Raw genomic sequence first — 19775 nt, forward strand, 5'->3', positions numbered from 1 at the left:
GTCCTTTTTAATTTCTTTAGGTAAGGCTGTGTCTCGCTGACTAAAGCAGCTCAACGCCTTCCGTTAGTAATCGTCTTGCGACGATCAGACGCATGATTTCGTTGGTACCTTCAAGAATTTGGTGAACACGAACGTCTCGGAAATGGCGCTCGACTGGATATTCTTTTATGTAGCCATAGCCACCGTGAATTTGCAGCGCCTGATCGCAGACTTTAAAGCCCACATCAGTAGCAAAGCGTTTTGCCATGGCACAGTACGCACTTTTTTCTGCGTGCTGGGCATCGAGTTTAGCGGCAGCGAGTCGCACCATTTGACGCGCAGCGACCAGCTCAGTCGCCATATCAGCAAGCTTGAACTGCAACGCTTGAAATTGCGCCAGTGAACGGCCGAACTGTTTGCGTTCGTTCATATATTGCTTGGCTTCGTTCAGTGCTTGTTGCGCAGTACCGACGGAACAAGTAGCGATATTGATTCGACCACCATCAAGGCCAAGCATGGCGAACTTAAAGCCTTCTCCCTCTTCACCCAACAGATAGTCAGCCGGAATGCGGACATTTTCGAAGGTAATCATGCGAGTTGGCTGGCAGTTCCAACCCATTTTGGCTTCTTTTTTACCGTAGCTAATGCCTTCGCAATCAGCAGGAACAACGAATGCAGAAACGCCACCCGCTCCTTCACCACACGAACGCGCCATCACGACCAATACATCTGTATCACCGGCACCCGAGATAAACACTTTTGCGCCATTGAGGACAAACTCATCGCCATCACGCACTGCGCTAGTCGTTAGAGAAGCGGCGTCAGAGCCGGCATTAGGTTCGGTTAAACAGTAGGAAGCGAGCTTTTCACCCGAAATTAGATCCGCGCTAAATTGCTGCGCCACTTCGGCTTTGGCAAAGCTGGTGATCATCCACGTCGCCATGTTGTGAATGGTCATAAACGCAGTAGTCGCGGTACAACCCATAGCCAACTGCTCGAAAATGATCGCCGCATCCAAACGAGATAACCCTAAGCCACCATGCTCTGGCGGCGTATAGATGCTCAGAAAACCAAGTTCACCTGCTTGACGCAGTACGTCTTTAGGGAAATGATGGTTTTCATCCCACTCGGCCGCATGAGGCGCTAACATTTGGTCTGCAAACTGCTTTGCTACTTCGGCAAACGCGAGTTGATCTTCGTTTAATTCAAAATCCATCTTGAAGTCCTAAGGTCTAATTCGTTGCATTTGTATCCGAGCCAAGCCCACTTAAACGGTGGCGCTTGGCTAGAGGTGTCGCTAATCCAGTAATTAGCTAAGTTGAATGGTCATGTTTGGACCGCTTGGAATGTCATCTTCAAACCAACGCGCGGTGACAGTTTTCGTCTCGGTGTAGAAGCGAACCGCTTGTTTACCGTAAGCATGCAGGTCGCCGTAGAAGCTGCCTTTCCACCCAGTAAACGAGAAGAACGGCAATGGCACCGGAATCGGTACGTTGATGCCTACGTTACCTACTTCGATATTGTGTTGATACTTTCTCGCGGCAGCGCCGTTCGCCGTGAAAATAGACGTACCATTACCAAAGCGGTTTGCATTGATCAGTTCAATCGCTTCATCTAGGTCATCCACTTCCATAGTTAACAGTACAGGCCCGAAAATTTCTTCCTGATAAATCGACATGTCTGTGGTCACGTTGGTAAACAGTGTTGGCCCCACCCAGTTACCGTTCGGGAAGCCAGGTACTTGGCAATCTGTCCCGTCCAGAACACAATTCGCGCCTGACGCTTTGCCTTCATTAATCAGATTCACCACTCGCTGCTTCGCTTGAGGGCTAATCAGTGGACCATAACCGGCGGTTTCATCATCCCACGCGCCAGGCTGAACCTGAGCTAACGCCTCTTTAAGCTCTGGAATCCATTCTTTGGTTTCGCCGACAAATACGGCAACCGAAATCGCCATACAGCGTTGGCCTGCAGCACCAACTGACGCGCCAACTAGGTTATTGATGACTTGCTGTTTGTTTGCATCCGGCATGATGACCATGTGGTTCTTAGCACCTGCAAATGACTGCACGCGTTTCAGGTTGTCTGTACCTGTTTTGTAGATGTACTCACCAACGGGCACAGAGCCAACAAAAGAGATCGCACGAACAACTGGATCAGTCAGAATGCGGTCGACTTGCTCTTTGGTCCCGTGAACAACTTGCAATACGCCTTTTGGTGCGCCAGCTTGTTCAAACAGCTCCGCCAGTTTCATTGCCGTTAGTGGCACTTGCTCTGACGGCTTCAAAATAAAGGTGTTGCCACAAGCGATCGCCATCGGGAACATCCACAATGGGATCATCGCAGGGAAGTTAAACGGTGTAATGCCAGCACAAACGCCGAGCGGTTGAATGTAAGAGTAACCATCAATATTGGTCGCGACGTTCTCAACCGTTTCGCCCATCATTGAGCTACAAATGTTTGCAGCTTGCTCTACCACTTCAATTCCGCGCCAAATGTCACCCTTTGCATCCGCGAGGGTTTTGCCTGTCTCACTTGAAAGCAGTATCGCCAACTCATCGTGTTGCTCTTTTAGCAGATGTTGGTAACGCAACATCAATCTAGCACGCTCCGGCGCTGCAACTTCTTTCCAGCGTTTGAACGTTTCTGTTGCGCTGGTAATCGCCGCATTCATTTCCGATTCCGTGGCACAAGGTACTTGTGCAATCACTTCGTTGGTTGCCGGGTTAGTTACATCTAGCCATTGTTTTGAATCGGAGATGGCAAATTCACCACCGATATACTGCTTTACTTGTTCTGTCATGATGACATCCTTGTATTTTTCAGCTTGTTACTGACTACTGTTATGTAAGTGAAACTTTGTTGAGAGTGATTTAGCAGATTTCAATCGCGATAGCGGTAGCTTCGCCGCCGCCAATACAAAGCGATGCAACGCCACGCTTACCACCAGTTTGTTTTAGCGCATGAATCAAAGTGACAAGGATTCGATTGCCACTTGCGCCTATTGGATGCCCCAGCGCACAAGCCCCTCCTCGAGGGTTCACTTTGCTCTCGTCCAGTTCGAGAGCTTTCACCGCGTATTGAGTCACGACAGCAAAAGCTTCATTGATTTCCCAAAGTTCCACGTCTGATTTGTCCCAGCCCGTTTTTTCCAGCAGCGATTCAATCGCGAAGACTGGTGCGATGGTGAACTCATCAGGCTGTCTTGCATGCGTGCTGTACGCGACAATTTTGGCTAGAGGCTGAAGGTTTTCCTGACGACCAAACTCACTATCGACTAAGATCATTGCCGACGCACCATCCGAAATGGAACTAGAGTTTGCTGCGGTTACGCCGCCATCTTTGGCAAACGCAGGGCGTAAGGTAGGAATTTTAGTGACGTCGAGTTTGCTCGGTTGCTCATCATCTACAACCAAGGTTTCGCCGCGCCGACTTTTTACGTTAACAGGCACGATCTCTTCTTTGAACAAACCTTGTTCGATTGCTTGCTGCGCACGAGTCACCGACTGCTGCGCCCAGGCATCCATACTTTCACGGCTAAACTGATACTTTTGCGCCGTCTGTTCTGCAAAGACACCCATCAGCTCGCCTTGGTAGGCATCCTGCAACCCGTCATAAAACATGTGATCAAGCACTTGCTCGTGACCTAAACGGAAACCATCACGCGCTTTCTTTAATAGATAAGGAGAAGACGACATGTTTTCCATGCCACCAGCGATGACAGCATGCGCATTGCCAGATTGAATAAGGTCATATGCCAGCATGACGGTTTTCATACCCGAACCACAAACTTTGTTCAGTGTCGTACAACCAATCGATTGTGGCATTTCAGCTTTAAGACTTGCTTGTCTTGCAGGCGCTTGCCCCACACCGGCGGTTAAAACGCATCCCATCAACACTTCGTCTATTTTGTGCACATCGAGTTGGCTTTCGGCTAGCGCCCCTTGAATGGCTTTCGCACCGAGTTCCGTGACATCTGTTGAAGCTAATGCACCTTGAAAAGAGCCGATAGGCGTTCGCTTAGCGGCAACAATCCATGTTTCATTTTTCATTCCATTAACCTTTTGTTGACGTTTACGTCATAACTATACTAACATTTACGTTAACGTCAAGTTTGAGATTATTGTTTGTTCGAGTGATTCTTTGATTTCGAGTAAATGCGAGTGATATCAAGGCTCAAGAGTGGATGTTGTTTGTTTACTTTAACGTTAACGAATTGTATATTCATGTGAATGTTATACGAAAGTCGTAAGGTTAAGGAATGAACACATTTAAGATCAGCGAGCTCGCGAAAGAGTTCGACATTACTACTCGAAGCATTCGCTTCTACGAAGATTTAGGTCTCCTAACTCCAGAACGTAAAGGCAACACTCGAATCTACAATGGTCGCGATCGAATTCGACTAAAACTGATTTTGCGAGGTAAGCGATTGGGCTTTTCTCTTGCAGATATCAAAGAGTTATTTGAACTCTACGATACCGATCAAAGTACTGAGCAGTTGAACTATATGATTCGGTTGATCGAAGAGAAGAAGGCAGCATTGCAACAGCAAGCAAACGACATTCAAGCGGTAATGATGGAGTTAAATGCTGCGCAGTTGCGATGCCAAAACACACTGAGATCCATGAAAGGCGAAAAAGTCACCTAACACCTCAACTCTGGGATGTAGGTGACGTAAAGGCAAGGACACGCAATGAAATCTACCTACTCTTCCCTGAACTTTGTTTATGACGAAAATACCGATTTGCTTCGCGAGCAAATCAATAGTTTTGCTGCAAGAGAAATTGCGCCGCTAGCGCAATCTATCGACCAAACTAACGACTTTCCAAACCATCTTTGGTCCAAATTAGGTGACATGGGTCTTTTAGGTGTGACCACCAGCGAAGAGTTTGGTGGTGCAGGCATGGGCTATCTCGCCCACGTTATCGCTATGGAAGAAATAAGCCGAGCATCCGCTTCGGTTGCGTTAAGTTACGGCGCTCACTCCAACCTTTGCGTCAACCAAATCCACCGTAACGGCACACAAGCGCAAAAAGAGAAATACCTACCTAAGCTCATCTCCGGTGAACATATCGGCGCCCTTGCTATGAGTGAACCCGGCGCCGGCTCTGATGTGGTCTCTATGCAGCTTAAAGCCGAACGTAAAGGCGATATTTTCCTATTAAATGGCAACAAAATGTGGATCACCAACGGCCCTGATGCACACACCTATGTTGTCTACGCAAAAACCGACCCAAGCCAGCACTCCAAAGGCATCACGGCGTTTATTGTGGAACGCGGATTCCCTGGATTTACTCAAGCACAAAAACTCGACAAGTTGGGCATGCGCGGCTCGAATACGTGTGAGCTGGTCTTCCAAAACTGCGAGGTCCCTGCGGAGAATATTCTCGGCGAAGAAAACCAAGGCGTGAAAGTATTGATGAGCGGCCTCGACTACGAACGTGTGGTGCTTGCAGGCGGCCCACTTGGCATCATGCAGGCGTGTATGGATATCGTTGTGCCTTACATTCACGACCGTAAACAGTTCGGTAAATCCATCGGTGAATTCCAGCTAGTTCAAGCAAAAATCGCGGATATGTACACACAAATGAATGCCGCTAAAGCGTATGTTTACGCCGTCGCTGCCGCTTGTGATCGCGGTGAAACCACACGTAAAGATTCTGCTGGCGCGATCCTCTACAGCGCAGAGCTGGCAACCAAGATGGCACTGGATGCGATTCAACTACTTGGCGGTAACGGCTACATCAACGAGTTTGATACGGGCCGTTTGTTGCGAGATGCCAAGCTGTATGAAATCGGTGCGGGCACGTCAGAAATTCGCCGCATGCTTATTGGTCGCGAATTGTTTAACGAAAGCGCCTAATCATCATACCTAGGCGGTTCGAACTCGAAACAACTTCCTTATTCAATCTAAATCTTATTCAACCTAAATAAAGACGGGTGGTGACACCCGTCTACCGAATGGAGATCGGCTATTTATGGCTTGTTTGACGACCAATATTAATACCCATTCAGAGCAGTATCAGGAAAACTACCGCTCTATGGCTTCACTTGTAGATCAACTTTATACCGTGACTGCCCAAATAGAAGATGGTGGCGGTGAGAAAGCCCGCGAGCATCAGCAGAAGAAAGGCAAACTTCCGGTACGTGAGCGCATTCTTGCCCTACTCGACCCTGGTTCGTCCTTTCTAGAAATTGGTCAATTTGCTGGCTGGGATGTGTATCCAGATTACGTTCCATGTGCTGGAGTGGTTGCAGGTGTGGGTGTGATTGACGGCACTGAGTGCATGATCGTCGCGAACGACGTGACGGTAAAAGGCGGCAGTTACTACCCACTCACCGTGAAAAAGCACTTAAGAGCACAAGAAATTGCAGAAAAATGCCAACTGCCGTGTGTTTACTTAGTCGACTCTGGCGGTGCTAACCTCCCCCGCCAAGATGAAGTCTTCCCAGATAAAGACCATTTTGGCCGTATTTTCTACAACCAAGCCCGTATGTCGGCCAAAGGCATTCCACAAATTGCGGTGGTCATGGGGCTATGTACCGCTGGCGGCGCTTATGTCCCTGCCATGTGCGACGTATCCATCATAGTCAAAGAACAAGGCACGATTTTTTTGGCAGGTCCACCTCTTGTAAAAGCAGCGACAGGTGAAGAAGTCAGTGCGGAAGATCTTGGTGGCGCAGACGTTCATTGTCGCACCTCTGGTGTGGCGGACTATTACGCAGAAAATGATCACCACGCGTTAGAGTTGGCAAGACAAGCCGTTTCTCAAATTAACCACTTGAAACCCGTTCAACTCAAGCAAAAAGCACCACAGGAACCACATTTTCCTGCCCAAGAGCTGTACGGCATCGTCGGGACCGATCTCAAAAAGCCGTTTGATGTTAAAGAGGTCATTGCCCGAATTGTTGATGATTCCCAGTTCGATGAATTTAAAGCCTTGTTCGGCGAAACCTTGGTCTGTGGCTTTGCCCATATTCACGGTATGCCGATTGGCATTGTCGCTAACAACGGCATTCTATTTTCGGAATCAGCACAAAAAGGCGCGCATTTTATTGAGCTGTGCGCACAACGCAAAATTCCTCTGCTCTTCTTGCAGAACATCACGGGCTTTATGGTCGGTCAGAAGTACGAAGCCGAAGGCATCGCCAAACATGGTGCGAAAATGGTAACTGCTGTTGCGTGTGCAGACGTGCCGAAGTTTACCGTGGTTATTGGTGGATCGTATGGCGCAGGAAACTACGGCATGTGTGGCCGCGCTTATGATCCAACCATGATGTGGATGTGGCCAAACGCGCGCATCTCCGTCATGGGTGGAGAGCAAGCGGCTGGCGTGATGGCGCAAGTGACCCGCGATATCAAAACTCGCAAAGGTGAAAGCTGGAGCGTAGAGGAAGAAGAAGCGTTCAAACGTCCAATTGCGGAGCAATATCAGACTCAAAGCCATGCATACTACGCCAGTGCACGCCTGTGGGACGACGGCATTATTGACCCTGCGAAAACCCGTGATGTTGTCGGCATTGCTCTGTCTGCTGCGCTTAATGCGCCAATACCAGACAGTAAATTTGGCATCTTCCGCATGTAGCCGGATGCAAGGCAAACCTTAACTCCTCGCGAATACCGATGTTTAAAAAGTAATGGTTAGCGAGCATTGAAATACAGACTGAAATGTCAGACAAAGGAAGTCACATGACCGGACTACTGCTTGAAAAAGACAGCAATGGCGTTGCTTGGTTGAGCCTCAATCGACCAGAGAAACACAACGCGTTTAATGATGAATTAATTGCTTCACTTATCGACACCTTGGAAAAACTTGAGAGAGACAACTCTCTACGTGCATTGGTACTAACGGCGCAAGGTAAACACTTTTCTGCGGGTGCGGATCTTGGCTGGATGCAGTCAATGGCCACCAAAACCGAGGGGGAAAATCTGCAAGATGCACAGCAGTTAGCGTTGCTCTTGCACAAACTGGATACCTTTAGCAAACCAACCATTGCTATGGTGCATGGCGCTGCATTTGGCGGCGCACTTGGGCTTATCTGCTGCTGCGATATCGCTATCGGTACACCTGAAAGCCGCTTCTGTTTGAGTGAAGTGAAACTCGGTTTGTTACCCGCGACAATCGGACCCTACGTCATTCGAGCGATTGGACAACGACAAAGCCGACGCTACTTTTTAACCGCGGAACTGATTGATGCCGAAACCGCACTATCGATGAGTATTCTTCATCAGATAGACTCTCAACCACGTGAAGCCGTCAATCGCACCATTGATCACCTGCTTAACAACGGTCCACAAGCCATGCAGGCAGCAAAAACGCTCTGCTTACGTTGTGACAATCAACCTATCGAGCATTCATTAATTGAATACACCAGCCAAGCTATTGCAACCGCCCGCGTGTCCGAAGAAGGACAAGAAGGACTGAGTGCATTTTTTGAAAAGCGCGCCGCCAATTGGAGGAATCATGTTTAAAAGAATACTGATCGCAAACCGCGGTGAAATTGCCTGCCGAATCATTAAAACCGCAAAAAGCATGGCTATAGAGACGGTTGCCGTCTATTCCGAAGCGGATCGCAGCAGCTTACATGTTAAACAAGCGGATTTCGCTGAATTCATTGGCCCCGCTCCTGCGAGTGAATCGTATCTCGATATCGATGCAATTATCGGCGCTGCGAAAAAATGGCAAGCCGATGCTATCCACCCTGGGTATGGTTTTCTTTCCGAGAACCCTAAACTGGCGAAAGCGTGCAGCGAAAATGGCATTGTTTTTATTGGCCCTCCCACCAGCGCAATTGAAGCAATGGGTTCGAAGTCGCAAGCCAAAGCCATCATGTCTGAGGCGAACGTGCCCTTGGTTCCCGGCTATCACGGCACAGACAACAGCGTAGAGCACTTATTAGCGGAAGCTGAAAAAATCGGTTACCCAGTGATGCTTAAAGCAACACAAGGTGGCGGCGGCAAAGGCATGCGAGTGGTCAACAGCGCAGCCGAAATGCCGCTGGCTATCGACGGAGCGCAGCGTGAAGCACTTTCAAGCTTTGGCGATAAGCAGCTTCTAATCGAAAAATGCATATTGCAGCCTCGCCACGTGGAAGTTCAGGTATTCGCAGACCAGCGTGGCAACTGTGTCTATCTTTCTGATCGCGATTGTTCCATTCAGCGTCGTCACCAAAAAGTAGTCGAAGAAGCACCAGCTCCCGGTCTTAGTGATGAACTGCGTAAACAAATGGGTGAAGCTGCGGTTCAGGCCGCTCAAGCGATCGACTATGTTGGCGCTGGCACGGTGGAGTTCTTACTCGATAGCCGAGGTCAATTCTACTTCATGGAGATGAATACCCGTCTGCAAGTTGAACACCCTGTCACTGAATTGATCACCGGCGTTGATTTGGTGGAGTGGCAATTCAAAGTCGCAGCTGGCGAGCATTTACCTATTTCGCAATCGGAAATCACCCACAACGGTCATTCAATTGAGCTGCGAATTTACGCAGAAGATACAGACAATGACTTTATGCCGTCGACTGGCCGCATTGATTACTTAAAAGAACCCGTATCAGACAGTAGTGTGCGCCTAGCGTGCGTACGCGTTGATAGTGGTGTTACCCAAGGCGATAGCATCAGCGAATATTACGATCCAATGATCAGCAAGCTGATCGTCTGGGGGCAAACTCGTGATATCGCTCTAAAGCAGATTAAGCAGGCGTTAACTCAATATCACGTACGTGGCGTAACGACAAACATTGGTTATCTGCACAGTATTATTTCGCAGCCAGCCTTTGCCGAGATTGAGCTCGATACAGGTTTCCTCGTAAGACATCAACAAGGCATAAATGAGCAGCAAGACGTCTCGGATTCAATCTGGCTTACATTGGCGGCGGTTGCTCGTTGGAATGATCTCATTTCAAAATCAGACAGCTCAACGTTACCCGCGCCAACCAAACGAGGTTTTAGACTGTCAGTTGACAACGTTTACCGATTTAACTTCACGGATGCCAATGCCAACCATCAGGCACGTTTGCAACAATCATCGCAAGATACAGGATCTCACTTCACTGTCCGATGCGGCGAGGATCTGCATCAGGTCATCCTGCTTGAAAGTGACAACCAGTTTATCGTCGATATTGATAATGTGCGTTACACCTTTAATGCACTTAGCGATGAACAAAGAACAACACTATTTTATCTTGGTCAGCAGCGCACGTTCGCTCATCAACCTAACTTTGACTCTGCAAAAGATGTAGATGATGAACTAAGTCCAACCGCACCACTCAACGGCATAATTTCAGCAGTTATGGTGGCTAAAGGTGACGAAGTGGCGGCGGGCGATCCGCTTTTGGTACTCGAAGCAATGAAAATGGAATACACCATCACGGCTCCGGTAGCAGCAAAAGTCGACGAATTGTTTTATCAGCACGGGGACCAAGTACAGCACGGTTCCATCCTGCTGAATTTGGCTTTGATATCGGATAACGTCAGTGAAGATAAGGAGCGCGAATATGCTACCAGCGAAGGTTAATATCGTCGAAGTCGGCGCTCGTGATGGTCTGCAAAATGAAACGTCAGTGACGCTGGTTGATAAAATCCGTTTGATTAACCAACTAAGCAGCAGTGGCTTAAAGCATATTGAGGCGGGATCTTTCGTCTCTCCAAGGTGGGTGCCTCAAATGGCCGATTCCGATCAGGTGTTTGCTGGTATCTCAAAAAAGCCTGAAGTGGTTTATAGCGCGCTCACACCAAATCTCGCAGGGTTAGAACGTGCGCTGGAAAGCGGTGTAAAGCGAATTGCGGTGTTTGGCTCCGCTTCAGAAACGTTCAGCCAGAAGAACATCAACTGCAGCATTACCGAAAGTCTCGCTCGATTTGAACCCGTTATCGAATTGGCGAACCAGCACAACATTCCTGTACGCGGGTACTTGTCTTGTACCATGGTGTGTCCATATGAGGGAGTAATAAAGCCAGAGCAAACTACCAAGGTCGCCAATACGTTGTTTGATATGGGATGTTATGAGATTTCGCTCGGTGATACTGTCGGTAAAGCAACGCCTAATCGCGTTATCGCCATGCTGGATTCGTTGTTAACGCTACTGCCAAAAGACGCGCTCGCAGTACATTTTCATGACACTTATGGACAAGCATTAGCCAATATCTACCAAGCCTTGTTAATGGGCATCAACACCATTGATAGCGCAGTAGCGGGGCTCGGCGGCTGCCCTTACGCGAAAGGAGCCAGTGGCAATGTTGCAACGGAAGATGTACTTTATCTGTGTGAGCAACTTGGGATTGAAACAGGCGTTGACCTTGGCGTCATCAATGAAGCGGGTTGGCAAATTTGCCGTGCGTTAGGAAAGTCTCCTGCTTCTAGGGTCGCATTAGCTCTGGGCGATCCGTATAGCTTGTAAATCATCAACAACCAATCAGGTAATGTATTTAAACGGGCATGCAGACGTACGTGCCCGTTTTTTATTGTTACTCATAAAAACCTTAACGCTCAACGGTCTTCATCACATTAATTAGTGCCTGATTTCAGCTACAATTTAGTTTCAAAGCGAACATATAAAACAGGATCAGGTAAATGCTCATAACATTTCGTTGTCGAAGCCACTCAAACGTCACAATGTTTGGTGATATTGCATTAGATATGCTCAAAATGATGGGTCACAGCGGCACGGTGCCGGGATCAATTTCCGCTCAAGATGTTCCTGACGCGTTATCAAGATTAACTTCTGCTCTATCTGCGAAAAATGCAGCTGAAGAAAACCTCCCTACTGATGTAGACGAAGAGGAAGAACAAGCAGAGCCCGCGGTAAGCCTAGGACGCAGAGCGTTTCCACTGATTGAGTTGCTAAAATCAGCAATCAAAGAAGAATGCGAAGTCATGTGGGACAACCAATAACGCCTTCAAACTGGTTTCTAGCGAGGTGAATCCGTGTTGTGACCGCCTCGCTATGGTTACTCGACACCAAGATAAGAACACCAATACCGCTTATCGCCCTATCCGTTTCTCTCCCTAGACAACTTGATTTGCCCATCAATGTGCACATCTCGTTGTGGAAACGCGATTTCAATGCCGTGCTTTTCGAAAGCTTCGTAGATTTCAAAACGCATGGCACTTGCGACCGAGCGAATACCGCCCTCAACCGTTGAGTTAATCCAAAAATAAGATTCGAAGATCAAAGCATTGTCACCAAAGTCTTGAAAAAACACATCTGGCGCTGGCGAACTCAGAACTTGCGCTTGCTGCGAAGTCACTTCCGCCATTAAGGCAGCAACCTGTTTGACATCGCTCCCATACGCGACGCCGACGACGACCGAGCCACGAACTAATCTGTCGCATAACGTCCAGTTGATCACCACGTTCTCAATCAACTGACTGTTGGGTATGAGCATATGAACACCATCGGTTCGTCTGATTCTCGTTGAACGTGTATTTATTTGCTCGACAGTGCCTTTGGCGCCCTCAACCTCTAAAAAGTCCCCAATTCGAATTGGCTTTTCACCAATCAAAATCCAGCCACTTATGAAGTTGTTAATGATGTTTTGCGCACCAAAACCGAAGCCGATAGCGATGGCACCAGACAGAAAGGCAAACGCGGTAATTGGCACATTGATCATCGAAAGTGTGGTCATAAAAATAATGGCGAGAGCGATGACAAATAATATCCGTTTAACCAAATGAATCACGTTTGGGTCTTTCCCCGATGAGGACATTCTTGACGTAACGGTTTTGATCAAAATTTTTGATAACCATAAAGCGACAATCACCCATGTCGGCACCATCAATATCGCCCATAACGTGATAGGTTGTTCGTTAAAGGTAAACAGCGTTGTTTCTAAAAATGAAATGACCCGTTCGAACATAAAGTGTTCACTCTTGATTCATCGTTGCCAGCAAGCCAGAGCGCATAAGTCTTAAATTTTTAGGTCAATCGATAGCGCAAGCGGCTCAACTAAGTTCTTCTTATTAACTATATTGTAATCTACGTAAAACGCTTCGAGTGGTTTCCCACTTTGGCTTCAACCGATTAAGCCATTTAGGGAGCACGTCTTTGTGAACTAAACGAGCCAATCAACCAACTGGATACGCAAGGCAAATCAGTGATAACTTTCTGATTTTTAAGCGTAAAATTTTCACTTCGAATCACTCTCACTTATTATTATGCACCTTATTGCAATTTATATTGATGGAATGATTGTTATGTCAGAACTGACTCGGATGCGCTCTGGAGAAACCTATAATTGTCTGGATGAAGAACTAAAGCTAATGCGCGCCAAAACTGCGCAGCTTGTCTTCCAGTTTAACCACGAACCAAACCCAGATATCCGTAGACAGCTATTGGCGGAAATGGGCGTCCAATTAAAAAATAGCGCCTGTATAGAGCCACCGCTACAACTTACCTACGGTTGTCACTTGTCCATCGGAGAAAACACCTACATCAACTGGGATGCCATTATTCTGGACAATGGACAGGTTGAGGTTGGCGCGAACGTCATGATTGGGCCTAGAGTGCAAATTTACACAGCCGCTCATTCACTCGATACGCAAAGACGCTTAGCCGGAGATGAGATCGCCAAACCGGTAAAAATCGGCAATAACGTTTGGATTGGTGGGGGCGCTATCATACTGCCAGGCGTGACCATTGGTGATGAGGCCGTCGTCGGCGCTGGCTCTGTCGTAACCAAAGACGTTGCGCCGGGCGATCGAGTTGTTGGAAATCCGGCGCGCTCCATTAAACCAAAAAACTGAAGAAAGTCGCTATTTCGCCAAATGATCGCGAATAATATTAGCGAGCAGATTGAGAGCATGAACATATTTGTCATTGAGCTCAAAAGAAGCGTTAAGACGAATACAGTGATCGTATTGTTCTGTCAGGCTGAACATCTTTCCCGGTGCGATGCTGATATTACCTTTTAGTGCTTCTCGATATATCGGCAAGGCATCAATATGCTTGGGGAGCTCTAACCAAATAAAGTACCCACCGCTTTGGCTTAACACTTTGACTGCTTCAGGTAACAGCTCACTAAGCAGAACCGTCATCTTACTTTTACGTTCAAACAGCTTTTTCCGTAACTGCTTCAAATGCGATTCATAATTGCGGCTTGTTAAATAGTGCACCAATGTCATTTGCACTGGTGCACTCGTCGCTAATGTACTCATTAGCTGTAACTTTTGTACCTCTAGCGCCCGCTTTCCCGCCGCAACCCAACCAATACGTAGCCCTGCGATTAATGATTTTGAAAACGAGGAGCACAACATGGTATTACCCGTGTCATCAAACATTCTTAGTGGGTAAACCGAGTCATTCTCGGCATGCAGTTCGCTGTACACATCATCTTCAATTACTGGCACGTTATATCGCTGTGTCAGTTCAATCAGCTTTTGTTTTTTCTCGTTGGAAAGCGTAAAACCCAGAGGATTCTGGAAGTTCGACATCAGCCAACATGCTTTCACATCGTGTGTTTGCAGCGCTCGTTCCAATGAGTCTAGGTCAATGCCCGTGACTGGGTCTGTTCTTACTGAGAGCGCTTTCAAACCTAACCGCTCTAAGGATTGCAAAGCGCCATAGAATGCAGGCGACTCCACAACCACCCAATCTCCCGGTCTTGTACAAGCTTGCAAACTGAGCGTTAACGCCTCCAGCGCGCCTGCCGTAATGACAATTTCATCGGGTGAAATTTCAATGCCTTTCGCAGCATAACGCTTCGCGATGATGGTGCGTAATTGTTCATTTCCCGGCGGTAAGTTATCAAAGGTGGTGGAAATCGGCATATTGCGAGCGGCTGCGCTCATCGCCCGATTCACGTGATAGCGTGGATACAAACTTGGGTCTGGATAGGCAAAGCCAAAATTGATCATGGATGGATTTTTGCTCGCCTGCAGAACATCAAAGATAAACTCATTGATGTCTACCTGCTCTGTCCACGAAACCGCGGCTGGCGCTTGGGGTTCATTTGAACTCTTAATATTGGGCGCGACTCGATAACCAGATCGCGGCTGTGACGTTACCCAGCCTTGAGATTCCAGAATTTGATACGCGTGCAACACCGTCATCAAGCTCAAACCCGAGTGTTCAGATTGGCGACGCAGCGAAGGCAGCTTGTCACCCGGATGCCATATCCCCGATTTTATCTGCCTTTTAAGCTGTTCCACTAACTCTTGATACTTCGCCAAACGCAAATCCCCTTCCATAAAGCCGAATTCAAAATAATAACACTTCAATATTTAATCTGTTATAGGTTTATAGTCACTGTCTGTACCTACTTCCCTCATTCCGCTCCTTTTAAAATAGCTCTCTCATAAAACTTAAAAGATCAAAGGAAGTTTAATGTTTGGCCTCGACGCATTTATGCTTGCACGGATACAGTTCGCCTTTACGGTATCCTTTCATATTATTTTCCCCGCTATCACCATAGGTTTGGCCACCTATCTCGCCGTGCTGGAAGGCTTATGGCTAAAAACACGTAATCCCGATTACCAAAAGCTCTATCACTTCTGGTCGAAAATTTTTGCGGTTAACTTTGGAATGGGTGTTGTATCTGGTCTTGTCATGGCCTATCAATTCGGCACCAACTGGAGTGGTTTCTCCGACTTCGCTGGTTCTATCACAGGCCCATTACTGACTTATGAAGTGTTAACGGCTTTCTTTCTCGAAGCCGGATTTCTTGGCGTAATGCTGTTTGGGTGGCGTCGCGTCGGCGAAAAGCTGCACTTTTTTGCAACCTCGATGGTGGCGTTAGGAACGATCATTTCGACGTTCTGGATTCTCGCCTCCAACAGTTGGATGCAAACGCCACAAGGCTATGAAATTGTCGACGGACGTGTGGTGCCAACCGACTGGTTTGCTATCGTTTTCAATCCTTCATTTCCTTATCGTTTGGCGCACATGAGCGTCGCGGCTTTCGTCAGTTCAGCACTCTTTGTAGGCGCGTCAGCCGCTTGGCATTTATTGAGAGGCAATCAATCGACTGCGGTAAAAACCATGTTTTCGATGTCGCTCGGGATCTTAGTGTTCCTTGCGCCACTCCAAGCCGTGATTGGCGATGTGCACGGGCTAAACACTCTGGAACACCAGCCCGCCAAAATCGCTGCCATCGAAGGACATTGGGATAACAGCGATGGCAAACCAACCCCATTGATATTGTTCGGCATGCCAAACATGGAACAAGAACGCACAGACTATGCCTTAGAAATTCCTGTTTTAGGAAGTTTGATCCTACGCCACAGTTTAACTGAGCCAATCCCGGCGCTGAAAGACTTCCCGAAAGAGGAACGACCGAACTCACCTATCGTCTTTTGGTCATTTCGAATCATGGTCGGGCTAGGACTTCTGATGATTTTTCAGAGCTTCTACAGCATATGGTTACGAAAAAAGAACACGCTTTATACTTCGCGTTGGTTCCTCAAGTTTTCATTGTTTATGGGGCCATCTGGTCTTATCGCAATACTCGCTGGCTGGTTTACGACAGAGGTTGGTCGGCAACCTTGGGTCGTGTATGGCGTACAAAAAACGCGTGATGCGGTTTCTGCACACGGAGACCTACAAATGAGCATCAGCCTGCTGTGTTTCCTTGTTGTATACAGCTTGGTATTTGGTTTTGGTTATTACTACATGATCCACCAAATCAAGAAAGGCCCCGATGCAATCGAACACGATGAGCACGACATGACGACCGTTTCAGGTCGCATTTAGAATTTGTCACAAAGTGAAGGTAGAAAATATGCATTTTGATTTATCCGTGATTTGGTTCGCGATCATCGTTTTTGCCACTTTGATGTACATCATCATGGACGGCTTCGATTTGGGTATTGGAGTACTGATGCCCTTCATCAAGGATGAAAAGCAAAAAGACGTCATGGTCAACAGTGTCGCACCTGTTTGGGACGGTAACGAAACTTGGATTGTACTTGGAGGCGCATCTCTATTTGGCGCTTTTCCGATGGCTTACGCTGTGATTATTGAAGCGCTAACCATCCCTTTAACGTTGATGTTGATTGCTTTGATCTTTCGTGGCGTCGCGTTTGAGTTTCGCTTTAAAGCATTGGAAAGCCACTTAAAGTTCTGGGATCGCTCTTTTATGGTCGGCTCGATTTTAACCACGTTTTTCCAAGGCATCGTTGTTGGCGCGGTAATTCAAGGCTTTGCGGTGGAAAACCGCGTCTTCGTAGGTAGCCAACTCGACTGGCTCAGCCCTTTTCCCATCTTTTGTGGTTTGGGTTTAGTCGCAACGTACGCGCTGCTTGGTAGCACATGGCTCATCATGAAGACGGAAGGTGAACTGCAAAACACGATGTACCGCTTCACTAACAAAACACTACTGGCAATGATCTCCGCATTAGTCATTGTGAGCGCTTGGACTCCACTTGCTTACCCTGCCATTGCGGAAAGATGGTTTTCTCTGCCTAATTTGTTCTACTTACTGCCCGTACCTGTCATTACTGGGCTGGTATGTTTGAAGATTGCCGACTCCGTTAAAAAGCGTAAAGAGCGCAGCCCTTTCGTGATGGCATTGGTGATCGTGATTCTCGGGTTCGCTGGGCTTGGCATCAGTATCTGGCCAAATATCATTCCTCCTAGCATATCAATATGGGAAGCAGCGGCTCCTGCAAGCAGTCAGCGCTTTATGCTCGTTGGAGCAGTGATCATCATCCCGATCATTCTGGCTTACACCTTTTGGAGTTACTACGTCTTCTCCGGAAAAGTAAAAGAAGGCGAAGCGTACCATTAACGAGTTGATAAGGAGTGAGTATGAAAATCAAAAATTGGTGCCGCCAATGGGCTTGGATGGTTGGAATTTGGGTCGTTAGCGTCGCTGCATTAGGGTTAGTGTCTATGTTATTTCGCGTCATGATGACCGCTGCCGGGTTAAAATCTTAGCTCGGCACTTTTAAGTCAATAAAAAATGGATGCCTCTAGATCTTGTGTAAGAGCTAGAGGCGTTTGCATTCAAGTCCGACTTTTCACGTGTGCAGACAATACGATCGTAGATTCTAAACCGCGAGCCACTTCAAAATAACCACCAGCACGAGATAGCTGACGAGCCGTCAATTTTTCTTTGCCTAGCTTTTCAAACCAATAAGGCGCCAATGAGCACTGAGCCGAACCTGTGGCAAGATCTTCTGAAATACCGATTTTAGGTGCAAAGTAACGCAGCACATAGCCACTATCAGAACTTTGAGCCGTCACGATGACCGCATGAAACTCATCAATTTTAATCAGCTCATCAAAGTTAGGTTGATAGAGAACAACATCATCTTCGGACTCGAGAACAACAACCAAATCACGCGTTGTAAAAGCATCTACGGGGCGATTGGAAAAACCTGAAATATCCAAGGGGATGGCATGAGGCTTGGCTTGCCAACTTGGCATCACGATCCTGTACATTCCATCCAGTCCAGTAACGGTAATATGGCCATACTGGCTTTTTAGAATGATCTCATTCTGATGATAGTTGGAAATGATTGCAGCGCCTGCGCCCAAACTTCCGTGTCCGCATAGGTTGATCTCTCCTTCTAGGCTAAACCAGCGAATGTGGTAGTCAGTGCCAGACCGAACCACAAATGATGTGACAGGTTGAGCGACCTGATGAGTGATTTGAAGTAATTCAGAATCACTCAGCCAGTGATTTAGTTCGACAACGCCACATGGGTTACCTTGAGCTAACTCATCACAAAATACATCATATATTTGTGCTTTAATCATCCATCACCCTTGCGGTTTAACCATGCATTAAATCAAGGTCCTCGTCATTATCATCTCGATAAAAACGAGAGTTCAGCTATCAAGTCAACTTGATGTAGGTAATATATACGACAACAGAGTCGCAATCTTCAGTAAGTTTTGTTCGTTGGGTACAATCGACAGGTTATATGACAAAGCTTTAAGCCTCAACATGACCGATGTGCATGGCTACTTTTAGCGCTTGTTTATTGAGATTAGATGCCTCCCAAGCAACGACAACACGACTGGTTAGGGGGATATCATCAATCTCGGCGACTGTCGCGGAATCATCGAGATGTTCAGCCAGTGAGCGCGGAACGAGAGCAATACCTAACCCAGCCTGCGCCATGGCAATCGTCGTACGAAGTTGCGGTGCTGCGAACTGTGGTTCGAGCCTTACTCCTGCGTCGGCAAAAAGTGTACTCATGCCATCAAACAGTGCGGGTCCAGTCTCTCGTGGAAACAGTAAAATTTTATGGCCTCTCAACTGTTTCATCTGGATACAGGGATATTTTGCCAGTTCGTGCCCCGCCGGAATCACCGCGACAAACGGGTCGTTAAACAACACCTTGTGCTCAAAAGGCTCACTGGCGTAACAGGGTAGCCGCATGATTGCGAGATCAAGTTGTTTGCTTTTTAACTGAGTGGCAAGCTCTGGCATTGACAGTTCCGCCGTCTGGAAGTGAACCCCATTCTCTTGAATTCGCCCCACCCTCTCTAATACCTTAATGCAAGTTGATGTTGACGTTGCGAACGCGATTTTAACCTGCGTATTTTCACCACGGGCAATCTGTCGAGCTTTTGCTTTAGCGCGTTCCACATCAGCAAGAATATTTACCGCATCCGTATAAAAGACTTGCCCTGCATGGGTCAGCTCTACTCCTCTAGACAAGCGCTTAAATAGGTCTACGCCAAGCTCGTGCTCTAACTTTTTGATTTGTTGACTTAAAGGAGGTTGCGCAATCCCTAGCTGTTCAGCTGCTCGGGTAAAGTGACGAGTCTCGGCGACCGCGACAAAATACTTCAGGTAGCGAAATTCCATATATTTTCCATATCAAAATAAATCTTTTTTATATTGGATT

General features: G+C 47.4%; 18 protein-coding genes. 11 read left to right on the plus strand and 7 right to left on the minus strand.

Annotation, left to right across the window (positions count from 1 at the left end; all coding sequences use genetic code 11):
* Positions 1 to 40: 40 nt before the first annotated feature.
* The 3 genes from R7P72_RS01785 to R7P72_RS01795 all read right to left on the minus strand — a co-directional run bounded on the left by R7P72_RS01785 (position 41) and on the right by R7P72_RS01795 (position 4031).
* On the minus strand, positions 41 to 1195 hold the full coding sequence (locus R7P72_RS01785; protein ID WP_005373226.1) for an acyl-CoA dehydrogenase family protein: 1155 nt from the start codon (positions 1193 to 1195) through the stop codon (positions 41 to 43).
* Between the two features lie 93 nt (positions 1196 to 1288).
* Positions 1289 to 2782: a CoA-acylating methylmalonate-semialdehyde dehydrogenase gene (locus R7P72_RS01790; protein ID WP_005373229.1), complete on the minus strand. Its 1494-nt coding sequence runs from the start codon at positions 2780 to 2782 to the stop codon at positions 1289 to 1291.
* Between the two features lie 70 nt (positions 2783 to 2852).
* Entirely contained in the window at positions 2853 to 4031 is a 1179-nt protein-coding gene (locus R7P72_RS01795; RefSeq protein WP_005373232.1) for a thiolase family protein, read from the minus strand.
* Between the two features lie 209 nt (positions 4032 to 4240).
* Between R7P72_RS01795 and R7P72_RS01800 the strand changes: the two genes are divergently transcribed.
* From R7P72_RS01800 to R7P72_RS01830, 7 genes are all read left to right on the plus strand, one after another.
* Positions 4241 to 4627: a MerR family transcriptional regulator gene (locus R7P72_RS01800; protein WP_005373242.1), complete on the plus strand. Its 387-nt coding sequence runs from the start codon at positions 4241 to 4243 to the stop codon at positions 4625 to 4627.
* Between the two features lie 45 nt (positions 4628 to 4672).
* On the plus strand, positions 4673 to 5842 hold the full coding sequence (locus R7P72_RS01805) for an isovaleryl-CoA dehydrogenase (RefSeq protein WP_005373245.1): 1170 nt from the start codon (positions 4673 to 4675) through the stop codon (positions 5840 to 5842).
* 115 nt (positions 5843 to 5957) lie between these two features.
* Positions 5958 to 7565: a carboxyl transferase domain-containing protein gene (locus tag R7P72_RS01810; protein ID WP_005373247.1), complete on the plus strand. Its 1608-nt coding sequence runs from the start codon at positions 5958 to 5960 to the stop codon at positions 7563 to 7565.
* Between the two features lie 104 nt (positions 7566 to 7669).
* A complete protein-coding gene (locus R7P72_RS01815; protein WP_005373249.1) occupies positions 7670 to 8452 on the plus strand; it encodes an enoyl-CoA hydratase-related protein in 783 nt (260 codons plus the stop codon).
* Positions 8445 to 10493 carry an acetyl/propionyl/methylcrotonyl-CoA carboxylase subunit alpha gene (locus R7P72_RS01820; protein ID WP_005373251.1) on the plus strand — a complete coding sequence of 683 codons (2049 nt, stop codon included), beginning with the start codon at positions 8445 to 8447 and terminating at the stop codon, positions 10491 to 10493. The genes R7P72_RS01815 and R7P72_RS01820 overlap by 8 nt, the downstream gene beginning before the upstream one ends.
* Positions 10474 to 11376 carry a hydroxymethylglutaryl-CoA lyase gene (locus tag R7P72_RS01825; protein ID WP_005373253.1) on the plus strand — a complete coding sequence of 301 codons (903 nt, stop codon included), beginning with the start codon at positions 10474 to 10476 and terminating at the stop codon, positions 11374 to 11376. The genes R7P72_RS01820 and R7P72_RS01825 overlap by 20 nt, the downstream gene beginning before the upstream one ends.
* 173 nt (positions 11377 to 11549) lie before the next feature.
* Positions 11550 to 11870, plus strand: a complete 321-nt coding sequence (locus R7P72_RS01830; protein WP_005373256.1) for a DUF1840 domain-containing protein — start codon at positions 11550 to 11552, stop codon at positions 11868 to 11870.
* 98 nt (positions 11871 to 11968) lie between these two features.
* On the opposite strand, the gene R7P72_RS01835 is transcribed toward R7P72_RS01830, so the two are convergent.
* Positions 11969 to 12835, minus strand: a complete 867-nt coding sequence (locus R7P72_RS01835) for a mechanosensitive ion channel family protein (protein WP_005373258.1) — start codon at positions 12833 to 12835, stop codon at positions 11969 to 11971.
* Positions 12836 to 13172: 337 nt separating this feature from the next.
* On the opposite strand from R7P72_RS01835, the gene R7P72_RS01840 reads away from it, so the two are divergent.
* A complete protein-coding gene (locus R7P72_RS01840; protein ID WP_005373259.1) occupies positions 13173 to 13721 on the plus strand; it encodes a sugar O-acetyltransferase in 549 nt (182 codons plus the stop codon).
* 9 nt (positions 13722 to 13730) lie between these two features.
* On the opposite strand, the gene R7P72_RS01845 is transcribed toward R7P72_RS01840, so the two are convergent.
* Positions 13731 to 15164: a PLP-dependent aminotransferase family protein gene (locus R7P72_RS01845; RefSeq protein WP_005373261.1), complete on the minus strand. Its 1434-nt coding sequence runs from the start codon at positions 15162 to 15164 to the stop codon at positions 13731 to 13733.
* 136 nt (positions 15165 to 15300) lie between these two features.
* Here R7P72_RS01845 and R7P72_RS01850 point away from each other — a divergent pair, with 136 nt between their 5' ends.
* The 3 genes from R7P72_RS01850 to R7P72_RS01860 are packed head-to-tail and all read left to right on the plus strand — an operon-like array spanning position 15301 to position 17850.
* Positions 15301 to 16665, plus strand: coding sequence for a cytochrome ubiquinol oxidase subunit I (locus R7P72_RS01850; protein WP_005373264.1), 1365 nt, complete (start codon positions 15301 to 15303; stop codon positions 16663 to 16665).
* A gap of 28 nt (positions 16666 to 16693) precedes the next feature.
* Positions 16694 to 17701, plus strand: a complete 1008-nt coding sequence (cydB, locus tag R7P72_RS01855) for a cytochrome d ubiquinol oxidase subunit II (protein ID WP_005373265.1) — start codon at positions 16694 to 16696, stop codon at positions 17699 to 17701.
* Positions 17702 to 17721: 20 nt separating this feature from the next.
* A complete protein-coding gene (locus R7P72_RS01860; RefSeq protein ID WP_005373267.1) occupies positions 17722 to 17850 on the plus strand; it encodes a DUF2474 domain-containing protein in 129 nt (42 codons plus the stop codon).
* 69 nt (positions 17851 to 17919) lie between these two features.
* On the opposite strand, the gene R7P72_RS01865 is transcribed toward R7P72_RS01860, so the two are convergent.
* Together R7P72_RS01865 and R7P72_RS01870 are read right to left on the minus strand one after the other, a co-directional pair.
* Entirely contained in the window at positions 17920 to 18675 is a 756-nt protein-coding gene (locus R7P72_RS01865; RefSeq protein WP_213907004.1) for a PhzF family phenazine biosynthesis protein, read from the minus strand.
* Positions 18676 to 18853: 178 nt separating this feature from the next.
* A complete protein-coding gene (locus R7P72_RS01870; RefSeq protein ID WP_005373271.1) occupies positions 18854 to 19735 on the minus strand; it encodes a LysR family transcriptional regulator in 882 nt (293 codons plus the stop codon).
* Between the last annotated feature and the right edge of the window lie 40 nt (positions 19736 to 19775).

It is taken from the genome of Vibrio sp. Vb0888 (assembly GCF_033338835.1).
Lineage (GTDB): Bacteria > Pseudomonadota > Gammaproteobacteria > Enterobacterales > Vibrionaceae > Vibrio > Vibrio alginolyticus.

What these genes read in the sequence shown, in the direction of transcription:
- R7P72_RS01785 (WP_005373226.1), bottom strand. Translation starts at nt 1,195, where the DNA reads ATGGATTTTGAATTAAACGAAGATCAACTCGCGTTTGCCGAAGTAGCA.
- R7P72_RS01790 (WP_005373229.1), bottom strand. Translation starts at nt 2,782, where the DNA reads ATGACAGAACAAGTAAAGCAGTATATCGGTGGTGAATTTGCCATCTCC.
- R7P72_RS01795 (WP_005373232.1), bottom strand. Translation starts at nt 4,031, where the DNA reads ATGAAAAATGAAACATGGATTGTTGCCGCTAAGCGAACGCCTATCGGC.
- R7P72_RS01800 (WP_005373242.1), top strand. Translation starts at nt 4,241, where the DNA reads ATGAACACATTTAAGATCAGCGAGCTCGCGAAAGAGTTCGACATTACT.
- R7P72_RS01805 (WP_005373245.1), top strand. Translation starts at nt 4,673, where the DNA reads ATGAAATCTACCTACTCTTCCCTGAACTTTGTTTATGACGAAAATACC.
- R7P72_RS01810 (WP_005373247.1), top strand. Translation starts at nt 5,958, where the DNA reads ATGGCTTGTTTGACGACCAATATTAATACCCATTCAGAGCAGTATCAG.
- R7P72_RS01815 (WP_005373249.1), top strand. Translation starts at nt 7,670, where the DNA reads ATGACCGGACTACTGCTTGAAAAAGACAGCAATGGCGTTGCTTGGTTG.
- R7P72_RS01820 (WP_005373251.1), top strand. Translation starts at nt 8,445, where the DNA reads ATGTTTAAAAGAATACTGATCGCAAACCGCGGTGAAATTGCCTGCCGA.
- R7P72_RS01825 (WP_005373253.1), top strand. Translation starts at nt 10,474, where the DNA reads ATGCTACCAGCGAAGGTTAATATCGTCGAAGTCGGCGCTCGTGATGGT.
- R7P72_RS01830 (WP_005373256.1), top strand. Translation starts at nt 11,550, where the DNA reads ATGCTCATAACATTTCGTTGTCGAAGCCACTCAAACGTCACAATGTTT.
- R7P72_RS01835 (WP_005373258.1), bottom strand. Translation starts at nt 12,835, where the DNA reads ATGTTCGAACGGGTCATTTCATTTTTAGAAACAACGCTGTTTACCTTT.
- R7P72_RS01840 (WP_005373259.1), top strand. Translation starts at nt 13,173, where the DNA reads ATGTCAGAACTGACTCGGATGCGCTCTGGAGAAACCTATAATTGTCTG.
- R7P72_RS01845 (WP_005373261.1), bottom strand. Translation starts at nt 15,164, where the DNA reads ATGGAAGGGGATTTGCGTTTGGCGAAGTATCAAGAGTTAGTGGAACAG.
- R7P72_RS01850 (WP_005373264.1), top strand. Translation starts at nt 15,301, where the DNA reads ATGTTTGGCCTCGACGCATTTATGCTTGCACGGATACAGTTCGCCTTT.
- cydB (WP_005373265.1), top strand. Translation starts at nt 16,694, where the DNA reads ATGCATTTTGATTTATCCGTGATTTGGTTCGCGATCATCGTTTTTGCC.
- R7P72_RS01860 (WP_005373267.1), top strand. Translation starts at nt 17,722, where the DNA reads ATGAAAATCAAAAATTGGTGCCGCCAATGGGCTTGGATGGTTGGAATT.
- R7P72_RS01865 (WP_213907004.1), bottom strand. Translation starts at nt 18,675, where the DNA reads ATGATTAAAGCACAAATATATGATGTATTTTGTGATGAGTTAGCTCAA.
- R7P72_RS01870 (WP_005373271.1), bottom strand. Translation starts at nt 19,735, where the DNA reads ATGGAATTTCGCTACCTGAAGTATTTTGTCGCGGTCGCCGAGACTCGT.